The organism is Dankookia rubra, assembly GCF_004355005.1.
Lineage (GTDB): Bacteria > Pseudomonadota > Alphaproteobacteria > Acetobacterales > Acetobacteraceae > Paracraurococcus > Paracraurococcus ruber_A.
Genome location: NZ_SMSJ01000040.1, coordinates 36,968 through 53,621 on the forward strand (window position 1 = coordinate 36,968; position 16,654 = coordinate 53,621).

Sequence of the window (16,654 nt, forward strand, 5' to 3'; positions counted from 1 at the left end):
CGGCATGACCGGAGCCGACATGGACGGAGCCGACAGGGCCGGGGCCGGGACGCGGCCCGGGCGCGCGCTGGTGCTCTCGGGCGGCGTCGCGCTCGGCGCCTTCGAGGCCGGTGCCTATGCCGCGCTGGAAGCCTCCGGCGAGGCGCCGCCCGACCTGCTGGCCGGCGTCTCGGCGGGTGCGGTGAATGCCGCGATCATCGCGGGCAATCCGCCGGGCGCCCGGGCCGCGCCGCTGCGCCGATTCTGGGACCTGATGGCGACCGACCCGACCCCGGCGACCACCTTCCTGCTCGGCCCGCCGCCGTCATCCGGCGCCTGGCGCATGGCCTACAACGAGGCGAGCGCGCTGCAGACGCTGCTGCTCGGCCATCCGCGTATGTTCCGCCCCCGACTGGTCCCCGGCCCGCGGATCGGCGAGGCGCCGGCGCTCTTCGACCTGGAGCCGCTGCTGGCGCGGTTGCCGGACTTCATCGACTTCGACCGGCTGAACGGCGGCGACGGCCGCCTGATCCTGGCCTCGACCGATGTCGAGACCGGCGAGCGCGTGGTCTTCGACACCGCCCGCGGCACGCGGATCGGCCCGCGCCACGTCGTCGCCTCCTGCGCCCTGCTGCCGGTCTTCGCGCCGGTGGCGCTGGACGGGCGGCTGCTGGCGGATGGCGGGCTGGCCTCCAACGCGCCGCTCGACCTGGTGCTGGACGTGCCGCGCGGCCGGGCGCTGGACTGCATCCTCATCGAACTCTTCGCCCGCGCGGGCAGCCGGCCGCGCAGCCTCGGCGCGTCGATGGCGCGGGCTGCCGATCTCGGCTTCGGCAACCAGACCGAGCGGATCCTGGAAGGGCGGGCGCGGGAGCAGCGGCTGCGCGCGCTGGTCGGGCGGCTCGCGGCGAGGCTGCCGGCGGAGATCCGCGCCGATGTCGCGCCGCTGCTGGCGGAGGCCTGCCCGGATCCGCCGCTGACGCTCGTGCGGATCGGCTATCGCGCCGCGCGGGACGAGGCGGGACCGGGCAAGATGTTCGACTTCTCCGCCGCCACGCTCGCCGACCGCTGGGCGGCGGGGGGCGCGGCGATGCGGCAGGCGCTGCAGCGCCTCGCCTCGCCCGCCGCGGCCATCCCCCTGGCCGAGGGGCTGCTGCTGCACGACGTCGAGACCACACCCGCACGGATCTAGGATCAGCCGGCGCAACCGAGAAGGCCCTGGCGCGCTTGGCGCTGTCCCGCCGAGGTTCCCCGATGCCCCACCCGCCCGCATGACCCTCGACCAGGCGCTTGCCTTCGGCATCCTGGCCGGCACCGTCGGCCTGTTCGTCTGGGGCCGGCTGCCCTACGACCTCGTGGCCATGCTCGCGCTGCTGGCCGGCATCCTTGCCGGCATCGTGCCCATGGACGCGGCCTTCAGCGGTTTCAGCGACGACATCGTCATCATCGTCACCGCCGCGCTGGTGGTCAGCGCCGCGGTCGCCCGGTCCGGCGCGGTGGAGACGGCGATGCGGCCGCTGCTGCCGCACCTGCGGTCGCGCCGCACCCAGGTCCCGGTGCTGGCGGCGGCGGTGATGCTGGCTTCGGTCTTTACCAAGAACATCGGCGCGCTGGCGATCTTCATGCCGGTGGCGCTGCAGCTGGCCCGCCGCACCGGCACCCCGCCCGGCGCGCTGCTGATGCCGATGGCCTTCGCCTCGCTGCTCGGCGGGCTGGTCACGCTGATCGGCACCTCGCCCAACATCATCGTCTCCCGCGTGCGGGAACAGGTGACGGGGCAGCCTTTCGGGATGTTCGACTACACCCCCGTCGGCATCGTCATCGCGCTGGCGGGGCTGGTCTTCCTCGCATTCGGCTGGCGGCTGCTGCCGGCGGCGCGGCGGGGCAAGGCGGCAGCGCCGGCCACCGCCATCGAGGCCTACGCGACCGAGGCGCGGCTCCAGCCCGACAGCCCTCTGGTCGGCGACACCATCGGCGCGTTGCAGGCCCTCTCCGAGGATCGCGTCGGCGTCGCCACCCTGCTGCGTGCGGGCCTGAGGCGCGAGGCGCCGCCGGCGTCCTGGCCGCTCCGCGCCGACGACCTATTGATCCTGGAGGGCGAGCCGGAAGACCTCGAGGCGCTGGTCGCCCGCGCCGGGCTGGTCCTGGTCGGGGAGAAATCCACCGCCGAGGACGTGCCGGAGGACGCCAAGGCGGTGGTGGAGGGCGTCATCACCGCCGATTCGCCACTGGTCGGCGCCACCCCGACCAGCGCCGCCCTGGCCGCGCGCTTCGGCGTCAGCCTGCTGGCGGTCAGCCGGCGCGGCGAGCGCATCCGCGACAGGCTGAAGCAGCTCAAGCTGCGTCGCGGCGACGTGGCCATCCTGAAGGGCGAAGCCACGCGGCTGCCGGATACGCTGGCGGCGCTCCGCATCCTGCCGCTCACCGAACGCGGCATCGAGCTGGGCCGGAGCCGGCGCAGCTGGCTGCCGGCGATCGTGCTCGGCCTGGCGATGCTGGCGGTGGCGACGCATGCGGTGCCGGTGACCGTGGCCTTCTTCGCCGCGGCCGTCGCCATGCTTCTGCTCCGCTCCCTGACCCCGCAGGAGGCCTACCAGGCGGTGGACTGGCAGGTGATCGTGCTGCTCGGGGCGCTGATCCCGGTCTCGGAGGCGATCCGCACCACCGGCGGGACTGAGCTGATCGCCGGCTGGCTGTCCGGCACGATGGAGACGCTGCCGCCGCTCGGCGCGCTCGGCCTGATCATGCTGGTGGCGATGGCGGTGACGCCCTTCCTGAACAACGCCGCGACCGTGCTGATGCTCGGTCCGATCGCCGGCAGCCTGGCGCAGCGCCTCGGTCTCAGCCCCGATCCCTTCCTGATGGCGGTGGCGGTGGGCGCGGCCTGCGATTTCCTCACGCCCATCGGCCACCAGTGCAACACGCTGGTAATGGGTCCCGGCGGCTACCGGTTCGGTGACTACTGGCGGCTCGGCCTACCATTGTCGCTCATCGTGCTGGCGGTCGGCGTGCCGATGATCGCGCTGGTCTGGCCGCTGGCGCGGTAGGGCGGGCCGACACAGGACGGAACCGCTCGCGGGTTCGGTCCTGCTGCGGCCGCATCCGCCACTGGTGGCCTGCCGGACTCGGCGTGCGGCACGCCGTTGCAGTCACGCCGCGCGCCCGCGGCGGGGTGGCGCCAGCGCCGCCAGCAAGGCCTCCGCCGCCGCCAGGCGCTCCGCGGCGCTGCCGCTGTCCCGCCGCAGCAGCAGGCGGCCGTTGCGGAGCTCGAGGCCGGGCGGCGGCGCGTCCCGGGCCGCGCGCGGGGTCGCCGCGGCGGCGCTCGGGCCGACCTCGATCCGGGCGATGCCGAGGCGGCGGCAGCGCGCTGCGATGCGCGCCAGGGCAAAGAGGTTCCGCAGCGGCTCCGGCGCCGGGCCGTAGCGGTCCTCCAGCTCGTCCTCCAACGCCTCGATTCCCGCCAGGTCCTGGTCGCGCAGCATGCGGCCGAGCCGGGCATGCACCTCGACCCGCGGCACCTCCTCCGGTACATGTCCGGGCGGCACGAAGGCATCGACGCCGAGCGCCAGGCTCGGGCTCCAGGCCTCGGGCGGCGTCTCGCCGCGCGCCACGGCCAGGGCGCGGTCCAGCAGGTGGCGGTAGAGCTCGATGCCCACGAGCTTCAGGTGGCCGGCCTGAGCATTCCCCAGCAGGTCGCCGGCGCCGCGCAGGTCAAGGTCGCGCGCGCTGATGGCGAAACCGGCGCCGATCCGGTCCAGCGCCTCCAGCGTGCGCAGCCGGCGGTCCGTCGCGGCCGAAAGGCGCACCGCCGGGTCGGTCAGCAGGTAGATCGCGCCGCGCTGCCGCCCGCGCCCGACCCGGCCGCGCAGCTGGTGCAGCTGCGACAGTCCGAAACAGTCGGCCCGCCAGACCAGCATGGTATTGGCGCGCGGCACGTCGAGCCCGGATTCGACGATATTGGTCGAGACCAGCACATCGGCGCCGCCATCGGCGAAGCGCACCATCGCCTCGTCCACCTCCGTCGGCGGCAGGCCGCCATGCGCCTCGATCAGCGAGAGCTCCGGCACCAGCGCGGCGATGCGGTCGCGCATCGGCGCGATGTCCTCTATCCGCGGGCAGACGACGAAGCTCTGCCCGCCGCGCCGCGCCTCGCGCCGCAACGCCTGGGCCAGCAGGGCATCCTCGAGCGGCGCGCGCAGCGTCCGCACCGGCTGGCGCCTGGCCGGCGGGGTGGCGATGACGCTGAGCTCGCGCAGGCCGACCAGCGCCGCCTGCAGGGTGCGCGGGATCGGCGTCGCGGTCAGCGTCAGCACATGGGGCGAGCCGCCGGCGCGCAGCCGCTGCAGCTGCGCCTTCTGCTGCGCGCCGAAGCGCTGCTCCTCGTCGATGATGAGCAGGGCGAGGTCGCGGAAGCGGACGGATTTTGCCGCCAGCGCCTGGGTGCCGATGGCGACCTGCACCTCGCCCTTGGCGATCGCGGCGCGGATGGTGCGGGCCTCGGCCGGCGGCGTCAGCCGCGACAGCGCCTCGACCCGCACGCCGAGCCCCTCGAAGCGGCGGCGGAAGCTCTCGGCATGCTGACGCACCAGCACGGTGGTCGGCGCCAGCAGCGCGACCTGGTGGCCGGCCAGTGCCGCCGCGGCGGCGGCGCGCAGCGCCACCTCGGTCTTGCCGAAGCCGACATCGCCGCAGACCAGTCGGTCCATCGGCCGGCCGGCGCCGAGATCGGCCTGCACCGCCGCCGCGGCGGCGGCCTGGTCCGCCGTCAGCTCATGGGGGAAGCGGGCGGCGAAGCGGGCGAAGGGCTCGGGCGGCGGGCGCAGCACCGGGGCGCGCGCCGCCTCCCGCGCCCGGACCGTCTCCAGCAGAGCGCGGGCGCTGTCCGCAACCGCCGCCTCGGCCTCGGCGCGGCGCTTCGGCCAGGCCTCGCCGCCCAGGCGGTCGAGACTCAGCCCGGCCGCCTCCGCGCCGTAGCGCCAGAGCCGGTCCAGCTCGTCGAAAGGGACGATCTGCGCCGCATCGGCATAGTCGAGCCGCAGGCAGTCGAGCTGCGCCGCGCCCGTGTCCACGGGCTCCACCCCGCGCAGCGCGCCCAGCCCATGGTCCTCGTGGATGACGGCATCGCCGGGCTGCAGGCTGGCGGTGGCGGCCAGCAGTGCCTCGGCGCCCTGCCCGGCCTGCCGTGCGGCGGCGCCGGGGCGGATCGTGGCGAGCGGCACCAGCACGGCCCCGGCCGCCTCGAAGCCCGGCAGGTCGGGCGGGGCATCCAGCCAGGCAAGGCTGCCGCCGGGCAGGTCGAGCAACGCCGGCCAATCCGCCACCAGCTGCGGCGCGGTGCCGAGCGCCTCGGCCAGGCGCTGGACCAGCCGGCGCAGGCCACGCCCGACGGGGCCGGCGATGACCACCCGGCGGCCCTGGGCGACCTGGGCCTCGGCATAGGCCAGGAGCTCCGCATCCGGGTCGGGCAGCGCGGCGAAGCGCGGCGGCTGCGCGGGGCCTTCGCCGGGCGGCGCCACCTGCCGCGACCGCCGCCCGCCGAGCGCCGCCGTCCAGGCCGCGGGGTCGAGGTAGAGGACGTCCGGCGGGGGAACCGGGGGCTCCTCCGGCCCCGGAGGGCGCAGGGCGATGCGGGTGCGGAAGGCCTCGCCGACCTCCGCCCAGCGCCTGCCGAGCGCTTCGGCCGCACCGTCGTCGAGGATCACCGCGGCCCGAGGCAGCAGCGCCGGCAGGGTCACGAGGTCGGTGCGGAGGGCGCCCAGCGCGTGCTCCAGCCCGGGCGGCCTGGCCTCGGCCAGCGCGTGGTCCGGCGGCAGCACGAGCTCGGAGGCGGGGCCGAGCAGCACGGCATGCTCCTCCGCCTCCAGGCTGCGCTGGGTGACCGGGTCGAAGCGATGGATGCCTAGGATGCGTCCCCCCTCGTGCCGCAGTCGCCAGGCCGGGTCGCCGGGGGCTCCGGCCGGGATGATGTCGACGACGCTGCCATGCAGCGCGGCCTCGCCCGGCTCATCCACCCGGTCATCCAGCGCATAGCCGCGGCGGAGCAGGTCGCGGCGGAGCGCATCCGGGTCCAGCGCGCCGCCGGTCTCCAGCCGCAGCGCGGCGGCGGCATCGGGCGGCGGCAGGCGCTGTGCCAGGCTGTCGGCCGAGCCGATCAGCAGCCGCGGCCCGACCTCCCCGGTGCGGCGCGCGACCTCCATGCGCTGGCCCATCACGGCGCGCGACGGCGAGACGCGGTCATAGGGCAGGCAGTCCCAGCCGGGCAGCAGCAGCACCGCAAGCCCGGCCGGGGACAGGGCCTGGGCGGCGCGATGCAGGCGGGCGGCCCGGGCCTCGCTGCGGGCGACGAAGATGGTCCCGGCGTCACCCTCGGTGATGGCGTCCTCGACCAGCCTCGCCGCCAGCAGCCCCTCCGGCTCGGCCTGCGGCAGTGCGGCATCCGCCCGGGCCGCCTTGGCCAGGGCGCGCGGCGGCCTAGCCGACGCCACGGGCAGCGCCACCGTGACGATCAGCCGGGTGCGGCGGGCCGGCCAATCGGGCCGCGCAGGGGATGCCGGGTGCAGTCACGACGACAGGCATCGGGCGGGGTGGGCTGGCATGGCTGCGCGGCATCGCGACTCCCTCCTGGTCGGGGTGGGGAGCGAACCGGCGGGACCGCCTGCGGTTCAGGGCCGGGGCAACAACGAGGACGCCGCGTCGCGCCGGCGTGACGGCACGCGCCGGCATGGCCGGCGGCCGCCCCGTCGACCGGGGCATCGGGGCATGGCTGTCTGCATCCGCGGGCAGGTACTGGCGCCCCGAGGCACCGCGGAAGCACGCCCGGCACGCGTCCCCCGGCGGCCGCGCCTAGCCTCCGGCACGGCGCCGCGGGACCGAGGAAACGGCATCCGGCCCGCGGCGGTTCGCGCCACCGCGGGGCCAGGACTGCGGGAACGCCCCCGCCGGCGGATTGTTCAGCAGGCGCTTCGCCCCGCGCAACGGAGGGATCGATGAGGGTTGCCATGCCGGATGCCGTGCCGCCGCGCCGCCGCGCCGCCGTACTATGGCTCGCCGTGATCGCTCCGCTGCCCTGGGCGGTGGGCGCCGCTGCCCAGGCACCGACAACGGCGCCGGCGCTGAACGAAACGATCCCTGCCGGATCGGTCCTCCGCCTGCTCGGGCGCGACGTGACCGGACCGAAAGGCGAAGTGGTGGCGCAGGTGATGAACGTGCTGGTGAACGCCGCCGGCCAGCCGCAGGCCGCTGTGCTCGACTATGGCGGCTTCCTCGGCGTGGGCAAGCGGCGGATCGCGGTCGCCTGGCGGGCGCTGCGCTTCGCGCCCGACCAGCAGACCGGTGCGATCACCCTCGGCTTCGGCCCGGACCAGTTGAAGGCCGTGCCGGAGTTCAAGCCCGACGGCCCGCTCATCGTCGCGGCCCCGGCCGAGTCATCCCCGCCCGACGCGCCGCCCCCGGCGCAGGACTAGCGGAGGCATGGCGCGGCGTGGCAGCGAGCGTGGCCTCGACTGGCTGAATTTCTTCGTCGCCGATGTGCAGACCGGTTTCGGGCCCTTCATCGCCGTCTATCTCGCGGCGCAGGAGTGGACCGAGGTGCAGATCGGCCTCGCCCTCAGCGTCGGCACCTTCGCGGCGATGGTCAGCCAGGTGCCGGCCGGCGCGCTGGTGGATGCGCTGCCGCACAAGCGGCTTGCCGCCCTGGCGGCGCTGGTCAGCCTTGCGCTCAGCGCCCTGCTGCTGGCCGCATGGCCGGCGACGCTGCCCGTGCTGCTGGCGGAAGTCCTGCACGGCTTCGCGTCCTGCGTGCTGGCGCCCGCGGTCGCGGCGATCAGCCTGATGCTGGTCGGGCGGGATGGGCTTGGCCCGCGGCTCGGGCGCAACGCACGCTACCGGGCGCTCGGCAACGGGCTGGCGGCGGGACTGATGGGCGCGGTCGGCACCTGGGTGTCCGGCGCGGCGGTCTTCTGGCTGACCGCCGCCCTGACCCTGCCGGCCATGGCGGCGCTGGCCAACATGCGCGCCGCTGACCTCGCACCGCGCGAAGCCGCAAGCCAGGTGGCCGGGGAGGCCCCTGGCCTGTCCGGACTGCGCGACCTGCTGCGCGACCGAGGCGTGCTGGTTTTCGCCGGCTGCTGCGCGCTGTTCGCCCTGTCCAATGCCGCGATGCTGCCGCTGGCGGGCACCCAGGCCACGGCCCGCAGCGGCACCATCGCCAATCTCGTCATCGCCGCCTGCATCGTCGCGCCGCAACTCGTCGTCGCCGCGCTCTCGCCTGGAATCGGTCGCTTGGCGGAGCGGCATGGGCGGCGGCTCGTTCTGCTGCTCGGCCTCGGCGCCCTGCCGGTGCGTGGCCTGCTGCTGGCGGTGGTGGAAAACCCGGTCGGGCTGGTGCTGGTCCAGGCCCTGGACGGCATCGGCGCCGCGGTCTTCGGCGTGCTGATACCACTGCTCGCGGCCGACCTCACGCGCGGCACCAACCGATTCAACACCTGCATGGGGGTGTTCGGGCTCGCCTCGGGGATCGGCGCCACGTTCAGCACCACGGTCGCCGGGTTGCTCGCCGCCGAATTCGGCGCGTCGGTCGCCTTTGCCGCGCTGGCCGGGGCGGGGCTGGCCGCCGTCGCGCTGGCCTGGCTGGCCATGCCGGAAACCACGCCCTTTCCGCAGGATGCGCCGGACCGGCACGTGGACGCGTGATGCCGGCAGCCCTCGCCGCACGACGTCGCGCCGCCGCCGGATCCGCGTGAGCGCGCCGGGAAGCCGCGGCACTCCTGACCGGGGATCCGTGGCGGTCGCGGCCTCGGCCACGACGTCCGGACAACGGAGCAGGACCCGCGCATCATCGGCAGGCCGGTTCCCGCCTCGCCTCGCGTGAGTTCTGGCACGGCTATCTCGGCCTGGCGACGGCCACTGGTGTCGGGCGCCCGCTGGCCCCCGCGCCACGGAGGGCGACGGGGACCGCAGGCGGCCGTGAGGCAGACCCTGGCCCCGCTCGCCGAGCCAGGGCACCGCACAGGTTGCCGCCGAGGGCCGGCGGGCCCTCGGCGTTCGGGACGCAGGGGCTGCGGCCGCGCGGGCCGGGTCGCGCCCCCCGCGGCGAACCCTCGGGCTCGGCATGCGTAGCACCGTCTCAGGCACGCCACCCCGGCGCCTGTTCCCTGGACGCGAGCGGCTGGCATGGCGGGACGAGACGACGGTGACGACTGGATGTGGGCCGAAGCCTGCCGCCTGCTGATGCAGGCCGAGGGCAGGCAGCGGCATTCCTTCGCCCCACGCCAGGCGGCGTCGGCGCTGCCGGTCTGGCACCCCCCGGCGGACGTGCTGGAGACCGAGCGCGAGGTCCTGATCCTCGTCGCCCTGCCCGGCGTCGACCCCGCCGCGGTGGAGGCGGCGATCGAGGACGGCACGCTGCACGTGGCCGGCCTGCGCCTGTTGCCGCCCGAGTTGCGCCACGCCGCCATCCATCGGCTGGAGCTGCCGCAGGGCCGCTTCGAGCGCCGCATTCCCTTGCCCTCCGGCCGCTACGCAGCGCCGGTCCGCCACAGCCTCGTCAACGGCTGCCTGCTGGTCAGGCTGGAGAAGGCCGGCTGAGGCCGGGACGCGTCATGCAGAACCACTTCGAACGCCGCGCCCTTGCCCCGGACCTCGGCCCCGCGCCGGGCAGCAACGGGGGCGGCGGCAGCCTGCCGCCGGATGCGCTGGCCATCCTGCCGGTGCGGGACGCGGTGCTGTTTCCCGGCGCCGTCATGCCGCTGGCGGTGGCGCGGCAGTCCTCCGTCGCCGCCGTGCAGCAGGCGATGCGCGACGGCCAGCAGATCGGCGTGCTGCTGCAACGCGACCCGCAGGCGCCGGAGCCCGGCCCGGACGCGCTGCACCGCACCGGCACCGCGGCCAACGTGCTGCGCTGGCTGACCGCACCGGACGGCACGCACCAGCTGATCTGCCAGGGCGTGCAGCGGTTCCGCGTGCTGGACTGGATCCCCGGCCGCCCCTTCCTCGCCGCCGGCGTGCTGCGGCTGGAGGAGACCGAGGCGCTGACCCCCGATATCGAGGCGCGCATGATGCACCTCCGCGGCCAGGCGCTGGAAGCGCTCCGGCTGCTGCCGCAGGTGCCGGAAGGGCTGGTGAACACCGTCCAGTCCCTCGGCTCCGCCAGCGCCCTGGCCGACCTCGTCGCCGCCTACATCGACCTCGGCGCCCCGGAGAAGCAGGAGATCCTGGAGACGACCGACATCGTCGGGCGGCTCGACCGGGTCTCGGCGGCGCTGGCGCAGCGGCTGGAGGTGCTGCGGCTGAACGCCGAGATCGGCGAGCGGACCCGGGCCAGCCTGGACGCGCGGCAGCGCGAGATGCTGCTGCGCGAGCAGATGGCCGCGATCCAGAAGCAGCTGGGCGAGGACGAGGGCAAGTCGGCCGAGCTGCGCGACCTGACCGAGGCCGTCGAGAAGGCCGCCATGCCGGCGGAGGTGGAGGCGGCCGCGCGCAAGGAGCTGCGCCGGCTGGAACGCATGCCGGAGGCCTCGCCCGAGCACGGCATGATCCGCGGCTACCTCGACTGGCTGATCGAGCTGCCCTGGCGCCTGGCGGACGAGAAGCCGATCGACATCGCCGAGGCCCGCCGCATCCTCGACGAGGACCATTTCGGCCTCGACCGGATCAAGCGGCGCATCGTCGAGTACCTCGCCGTCCGCAAGCTGGCGCCGCAGGGCAAGGCGCCGATCCTCTGCTTCGTCGGGCCGCCCGGCGTCGGCAAGACCTCGCTCGGCCAGTCCATCGCCCGCGCCATGGGGCGGAAGTTCGTCCGCGTCTCGCTCGGCGGCGTGCACGACGAGGCGGAGATCCGCGGCCATCGCCGCACCTATATCGGCGCGCTGCCGGGCAACGTCATCCAGGGCATCCGGAAGGTGGGCGCCCGGGACTGCGTGATGATGCTGGACGAGATCGACAAGATGGGGCGGGGGATCCAGGGCGATCCCTCGGCCGCGATGCTGGAGGTGCTGGACCCCGAGCAGAACGACAGCTTCCGCGACAACTACCTCGGCGTGCCCTTCGACCTCAGCCGCGTCGTCTTCATCGCCACCGCGAACATGCTGGACACAATCCCCGGGCCGCTGCGCGACCGGATGGAAATCATCGAGCTGACCGGCTACACCGAGGCGGAGAAGCTGCAGATCGCCACTCGCTACCTGGTGCGCCGCCAGCGCGAGGCGAACGGCCTGCGACCCGAGCAGCTGGAGCTGACCGAGGCCGCCCTGCGCTCCATCATCCAGGCCTATACGCGGGAAGCCGGCGTGCGGGCGCTGGAGCGCGAGATCGGCCGCGCGCTCCGCCACGCCGCGGTGCGGATCGCCGAGGGCAGTGCCGACGCGGTGCGGATCGACGCCGACGACCTCAACGGCATCCTCGGCCCGCCGCGCTTCGAGAACGAGGTGGCGATGCGGACCACCGTCCCCGGCGTCGCCACCGGCCTGGCCTGGACCCCCGTCGGCGGCGACATCCTGTTCATCGAGGCGACGCGCACGCCGGGCGGCGGCCGGCTGATCCTGACCGGTCAATTGGGCGAGGTGATGCGGGAAAGCGCCCAGGCGGCGCTGAGCCTGGTCAAGAACCGCGCCGAGGCGCTCGGCATCGACCCGGCGCTGTTCGAAAGATCCGACATCCACATCCATGTGCCGGCCGGCGCGACGCCGAAGGACGGGCCGAGCGCCGGCGTGGCGATGTTCACCGCGCTGGTCTCCCTGCTGACCGGCCGCACCGTGCGGAACGACACCGCGATGACCGGCGAGATCAGCCTGCGCGGGCTGGTGCTGCCGGTGGGCGGCATCCGCGAGAAGACGGTGGCCGCTGCGCGGGCCGGCCTGACCCGCGTGCTGCTGCCGGCCCGCAACCGGCGGGACTATGAGGAGATCCCCGAGGACGCCCGCAACCGGCTGGAATTCGTCTGGCTGGAACGGGCGGAGGAGGCGACCGAAGCCGCCCTCGACCAGGCACCGCGCCCCGCACCCTGACCCGCGGTGGAGGGATGGCGGCGCACGGCACCGCCGTCGTCAGGCATTCCGGCGCGCGGTCGCCAGCGCCGCGACTGCATCGGCCGTCGCGGCCGACAGCGTCCAGCCGAGATGCCCGTGCCCGGTATTGTAGAGGACCCGCGGGTTCCGTCCGCGCGTCACCCGCGGCAGCATGTCCGGCATCACCGGCTGCAGCCCGGCCCAGGGCACCGACTGGCGCGTGCTCATCCCTGGGAAATGCGCCCGGCACCAGGCGACCAGCGAGGCAATGCGGGCCGCGCTGATGTCGCGGTTGTAGCCGTTGAACTCCGCCGTGCCCGCCACCCGGAAGCGGGTCGGGCCAAGCCGGCTGGTGACGATCTTCGCCTTGTCGTCCAGCAGGCTGACCCAGGGCGCGGCGTCCTGATCCGCCTGCTCGGCCAGGCTCACCGTGATCGAATAGCCCTTCACCGGATAGACGTTGACGCGGTCGCCGAGGCCGGAGGCGATGCCGCGCGACATGACGCCGCTGCAGACCACCACCTGGTCGAAGGCGTGCATCTCCTCCGGGTGGATCGACCCGTCGAGGCTCGGCTCGGTCGAGCGGCTGATGATGGTCACCCCCCCCCGGCGCCCGCATTCATCGACACGATCTCCGTGGCGAAGCGAAGCGCAGCGCAACGCCGTGCGTCTCGCAGGCACGGGCCAGCCCATTGGTGAATTTGTGAATGTCGCCGGTGACGTCGGAGGGCGTGTAGAAGCCGCCGTGATAGGTGCCGCGCAGCGCCGGCTCGATCGCGCGGATCTCCTCCGGCGTCACGGCACGGCGCTCGAGCCCGCCCCTGGCCAGCAGGGCGGAGACACGCCCGGCGGATTCGAAATCCCGCTTCGGCTCGCAGAAGTGCAGGATGCCGCGATCCTCGCAATCGAAGTCGATGCCCTCCTCCGCCATGCGGCGCAGGTGCTCGCGCGCCTCGACCGCCAGCCGTGCGATGGTGACGGTGTTGTCCCCGTAGCGCGGAATGGCGGCGATGAACTCGCCCATCCAGGACAGTTTGTGCCAGGAGGGACGCGGGTTCACCAGCAGCGGCGCCCCTGGCGACATCATCCACTTCAGCCCCTTCAGCACCGTCGTCCAGCTGTTCCAGACCTCGGCGTTCGAGGCCGAGAGCTGGCCGCCATTGGCGAAGGAGGTTTCCATCGCCGCATAGGGATGGCGGTCGAAGATGGTGACGCGGCAGCCGCGTTTCGCCAGGTTGTAGGCGGTGGTGATGCCGGTGATGCCGGCGCCGATGACGGCGACGGAGTCGTTGCCTGATGCGGGCACGGGGACTCTCCCTCCCGCCTGCGGCGGGATTAAAGCGCCCTCTGTCATTGGCCTGAGAGCATCATCGGGCCCGGGTAGCGGACCTCGACTTACACCATCGGCGAGGGCTGTGGCCCTGCGTTTCAGAGTTCTCGATGGGTTGCGGTCGCTGGTACCTGAGAGTTTGCGGGGCGATTGCTCCTTCGGCGCCGCCGCAGCCCGGGGGCCATGGCGGGCCCTTCCGCGCCGCCCTCGTGTCGCGGCACAGGCCGGCAAGTAAGGCCGGTATGGATCGCGGCCATTCCTGCGGCACCCGCCGGCTGGTGCGCCTCAAGGTGAGCTCGTCCCGATTGCCGCTCGATGAATTCAGCGAGCCTGCTTGACCAGATGGCAGAAATTCGCTTGGTGCACAGCCGGATCGGCTTGCAGGCTGCATGCACCTGGCCCCCCCCGGCGGCGACGCGCAAGGACGATGCTCCATGACGTCAAGCGGGAGCCACTCCGGGCTTCAACGCACCAGGGTTGCGGGTCGGGTATGTCGGCGATCCTCAGCGGCAGGGGCTGGACGCCGTGCGGCTGCAGCAGCAGGAACGGAGTGCAAAACCATGGCGAAGACCCCGTCCGCAGCGCCGCGCGGCGCGCGTGACCCCGTGCTGGTGGACCTCGCCTTCCAGGGTGGCGGCTCGCACGGCGCTTTCACCTGGGGCGTGGTGGACCGCCTGCTGGAAGAGCCCTGGCTGGAAATCGAGGGCATCTCCGGCACCTCGGCCGGCGCGATGAATGCCGCGGTACTGGCCAGCGGCCATGCCAAGGGCGGCGCCGCCGGGGCGCGGCAGGCGCTCGAGGATTTCTGGAAGCGCGTCTCCGTCGCCGCCAAGTACAGCCCCTTCCAGCGCGGTCCGATGGACGTGCTGCTCAGCCGCTGGACGCTCGACAATTCGCCGCTCTACCTGATGACCGACCTGATCTCGCGCGTGGTCTCGCCCTATGACGTGCCGAGCTTCGGCGGCAACCCGCTGGAGCGGGTGCTGGCCGAGAGCGTCGACTTCGCCGCGCTGGCGGCCGGGCCGATCAAGGTCTTCGTCACTGCGACCAATGTCCGCACCGGCCGCGCCCGGATCTTTCGCAACGGCGACCTGACGCCGCAGGCGCTGCTGGCCTCCGCCTGCCTGCCGCAGATGTTCCAGGCGGTCGAGATCGACGGCGACCCGTATTGGGATGGTGGCTTCGCCGGCAACCCGATCTTGGTGCCGCTGATCACCGAGCTCGCCTCGGACGACACCATCCTGATCCCGATCAACCCGATCAACCGTCCCGGCACGCCGCGCAGCGCGCGCGACATCCTCGACCGGGTGAACGAGATCTCCTTCAACGCAGTCGCGTTGAAGGAGCTGAAGATGCTGGCGATGATGCGCCGCGTCGCCAATCCCGGCACGGCGGAAGGCGCCATGTGGAGCCGGATGCGCATGCACATCGTGCAGAACCAGATCATGGTCGAACTCGGCGCCTCCTCGAAGCTCAATGCCGAATGGGCCTTCCTGACCATGTTGCGGGACGAAGGCCGTAAGGCGGCGCAGGCGTTTCTCGAGAAGCACGGCGCCGAGATCGGGAAGCGCTCGACCGCCGATATCGACAGCCTGCTGGAGGGGGTCTGACGCCGTGGGATTGCTCGGCATCCTGCTCGGCCTCGGGCTGCTCGTCTGGCTTGCCTTCCGCGGCTGGTCGGTGCTGCTGCTGGCGCCGGCCGCGGCGCTGGTCGCCGCCGCCTTCGCCGGGGAGCCCCTGCTGGCACACTGGACGCAGACCTTCATGGGCTCCGCGGCGCGCTTCGTCGCCTCCTTCTTCCCGTTGTTCCTGCTGGGCGCGCTCTTCGGCAAGCTGATGGAGGACAGCGGCGCGGTCAGCACCATCGCCGCATGGATGACCAGCCGGCTCGGCACACGGCGGGCCATGCTGGCGGTGGTGCTGGCGGGTGCGGCGGTGACCTATGGCGGCGTGTCTTTGTTCGTGGCGATCTTCGTGCTCGTGCCAATGGCGACCGCGCTGTTCCGCGAGGCCGGCATCCCGCGCCGGCTGATGCCGGCGGCCGTGGCGCTCGGCACCTCGACCTTCACCATGTCGGCCATGCCGGGCACGCCGGCGATCCAGAACGCCATCCCGATGCCCTTTTTCGGCACCACGCCCTTCGCGGCGCCGGGGCTCGGCCTCCTCGCCTCCGCCATCATGCTGGGCTTCGGCCTCTGGTGGCTCGGCCGGCGGGAAGCCGCGGCGCGGCGCGCGGGAGAGGGCTTCGGCCCCGGGGCGGAGGCACCCGCCGACGCGGCGGTGGACGACCCGCTGGTGCGCGAGCGGGCGGTGGTGGCGGATGGCTTCGACCCGGCCGAGATCCACCGCAGCCGCGAAACCACCGCGTCGCCGCCGATCCTGCTCGCCGCCCTGCCGCTGGTCGTCGTGGTCGCCGTCAACCTGGTGCTGTCGCTGCTCGTCCTGCCGCGGATCGATGCCTATTACCTGGCCGAACCGCGATGGGGCGAGACCAGCCTCGCCGCCGTCGCCGGCGTCTGGTCCGTCGCGGTCGCGCTCGCCGCGGCCATCCTCGTGCTGGTCGCCACCTCGGGCGCGCGGCTGCCCTCGCTGCGGGCCAGTGCCGATGCCGGCGCCAATGCCGCGGTGCTGCCGGTGCTGAGCGTCGCCAGCCTGGTAGGCTTCGGCGCCGTGGTCGCCGCAATGCCGGCCTTCGAGGCGGTGCGCGACTGGGTGCTCGGCATTGGCGGCGGGCCGCTGGTCTCCCTCGCTGCCGCCACCAACATCCTGGCGGCGCTGACCGGCTCGGCCTCCGGCGGCCTGACCATCGCGCTTGACGCGCTGGCCGGGACCTATCTGCGGCTGACCGCGGAGCAGGGCATCGATCCCGGCCTGCTGCACCGCGTCGCGGTGATCGGCGCCGGCACGCTGGACAGCCTGCCGCACAATGGCGCGGTGGTGACGCTGCTGGCGGTCTGCGGCTGCACCCACCGGGACAGCTATATGGATATCGTCATATCGAGCGTGGTCGGCGCGCTGATCGCCCTGGCGGCAGTGATTGCGGTGGGCGGGCTCGCGGGGTCATTCTAGCAATACAGCTGCACTCTTCTGGAGCTGACGCGTTGTTCGCCCTTGCCGAGGGGTGGACTGTTGAGCGGTGCATCGATCGAGACGACGCTGGAGCTGTGGGCGTTGTCGCTGCGCGACATCAAGGCGCGGATCCGTCCCTTGTTCACCCAGGACCGGGTGGCGACATCGGCTGGTGGGTTCCTCGATGGGCTGCTCGGCCCTGAGCGGCGCAAGACAGGCTGGATGCGGGCGGAGGCGGCGGGCGACCCGGGGCCGTGGCGCCAGCAGGCCATCC

The 16,654-nt window shown here is 73.7% G+C and carries 11 protein-coding genes, 1 pseudogene and 1 riboswitch; of the genes and pseudogenes, 9 read left to right on the top strand and 3 right to left on the bottom strand.

Going from position 1 to position 16,654, the window contains the following annotated elements; all coding sequences use genetic code 11:
• Positions 1-19: 19 nt before the first annotated feature.
• A complete protein-coding gene (locus E2C06_RS40365; RefSeq protein ID WP_165982582.1) occupies positions 20-1,171 on the top strand; it encodes a patatin-like phospholipase family protein in 1,152 nt (383 codons plus the stop codon).
• A gap of 79 nt (positions 1,172-1,250) precedes the next feature.
• Positions 1,251-3,026 carry an SLC13 family permease gene (locus E2C06_RS22735; protein ID WP_133290901.1) on the top strand — a complete coding sequence of 592 codons (1,776 nt, stop codon included), beginning with the start codon at positions 1,251-1,253 and terminating at the stop codon, positions 3,024-3,026.
• Positions 3,027-3,128: 102 nt separating this feature from the next.
• On the opposite strand, the gene E2C06_RS22740 is transcribed toward E2C06_RS22735, so the two are convergent.
• The gene (locus E2C06_RS22740) at positions 3,129-6,476 is read right to left on the bottom strand and encodes a DEAD/DEAH box helicase (protein ID WP_133290902.1); all 3,348 of its coding nucleotides are present in this window, start codon (positions 6,474-6,476) and stop codon (positions 3,129-3,131) included.
• A 489-nt stretch (positions 6,477-6,965) separates the two neighbouring features.
• Between E2C06_RS22740 and E2C06_RS22745 the strand changes: the two genes are divergently transcribed.
• The 4 genes from E2C06_RS22745 (at position 6,966) to lon (ending at position 11,981) form a co-directional block, all read left to right on the top strand.
• Positions 6,966-7,442, top strand: a complete 477-nt coding sequence (locus E2C06_RS22745; RefSeq protein WP_133290903.1) for a PRC-barrel domain-containing protein — start codon at positions 6,966-6,968, stop codon at positions 7,440-7,442.
• A gap of 7 nt (positions 7,443-7,449) precedes the next feature.
• Positions 7,450-8,670 carry an MFS transporter gene (locus E2C06_RS22750; RefSeq protein ID WP_133290904.1) on the top strand — a complete coding sequence of 407 codons (1,221 nt, stop codon included), beginning with the start codon at positions 7,450-7,452 and terminating at the stop codon, positions 8,668-8,670.
• 480 nt (positions 8,671-9,150) lie between these two features.
• A complete protein-coding gene (locus E2C06_RS22755) occupies positions 9,151-9,564 on the top strand; it encodes an Hsp20/alpha crystallin family protein (protein WP_206664641.1) in 414 nt (137 codons plus the stop codon).
• 14 nt (positions 9,565-9,578) lie between these two features.
• Complete coding sequence (lon, locus tag E2C06_RS22760) at positions 9,579-11,981, top strand: endopeptidase La (protein WP_133290905.1); 2,403 nt, start codon at positions 9,579-9,581, stop codon at positions 11,979-11,981.
• Positions 11,982-12,020: 39 nt separating this feature from the next.
• Here lon and E2C06_RS37805 read toward each other — a convergent pair whose 3' ends face one another.
• Complete coding sequence (locus E2C06_RS37805) at positions 12,021-12,581, bottom strand: FAD-dependent oxidoreductase (RefSeq protein WP_206664642.1); 561 nt, start codon at positions 12,579-12,581, stop codon at positions 12,021-12,023.
• A 19-nt stretch (positions 12,582-12,600) separates the two neighbouring features.
• Positions 12,601-13,287 (bottom strand): FAD-dependent oxidoreductase, encoded by a 687-nt coding sequence (locus E2C06_RS37810; protein ID WP_206664643.1) that lies wholly within the window; start codon positions 13,285-13,287, stop codon positions 12,601-12,603.
• A gap of 31 nt (positions 13,288-13,318) precedes the next feature.
• A riboswitch (glycine riboswitch) is annotated at positions 13,319-13,423 on the bottom strand.
• Between the two features lie 448 nt (positions 13,424-13,871).
• Between E2C06_RS37810 and E2C06_RS22770 the strand changes: the two genes are divergently transcribed.
• The 3 genes and pseudogenes from E2C06_RS22770 to E2C06_RS22780 form a co-directional block, all read left to right on the top strand.
• Positions 13,872-14,921 carry a patatin-like phospholipase family protein gene (locus E2C06_RS22770; protein ID WP_133290906.1) on the top strand — a complete coding sequence of 350 codons (1,050 nt, stop codon included), beginning with the start codon at positions 13,872-13,874 and terminating at the stop codon, positions 14,919-14,921.
• Between the two features lie 4 nt (positions 14,922-14,925).
• Entirely contained in the window at positions 14,926-16,380 is a 1,455-nt protein-coding gene (locus E2C06_RS22775; RefSeq protein WP_133290907.1) for a GntP family permease, read from the top strand.
• 60 nt (positions 16,381-16,440) lie between these two features.
• Positions 16,441-16,654: pseudogene (locus E2C06_RS22780) on the top strand (IS701 family transposase); the annotation flags it as partial.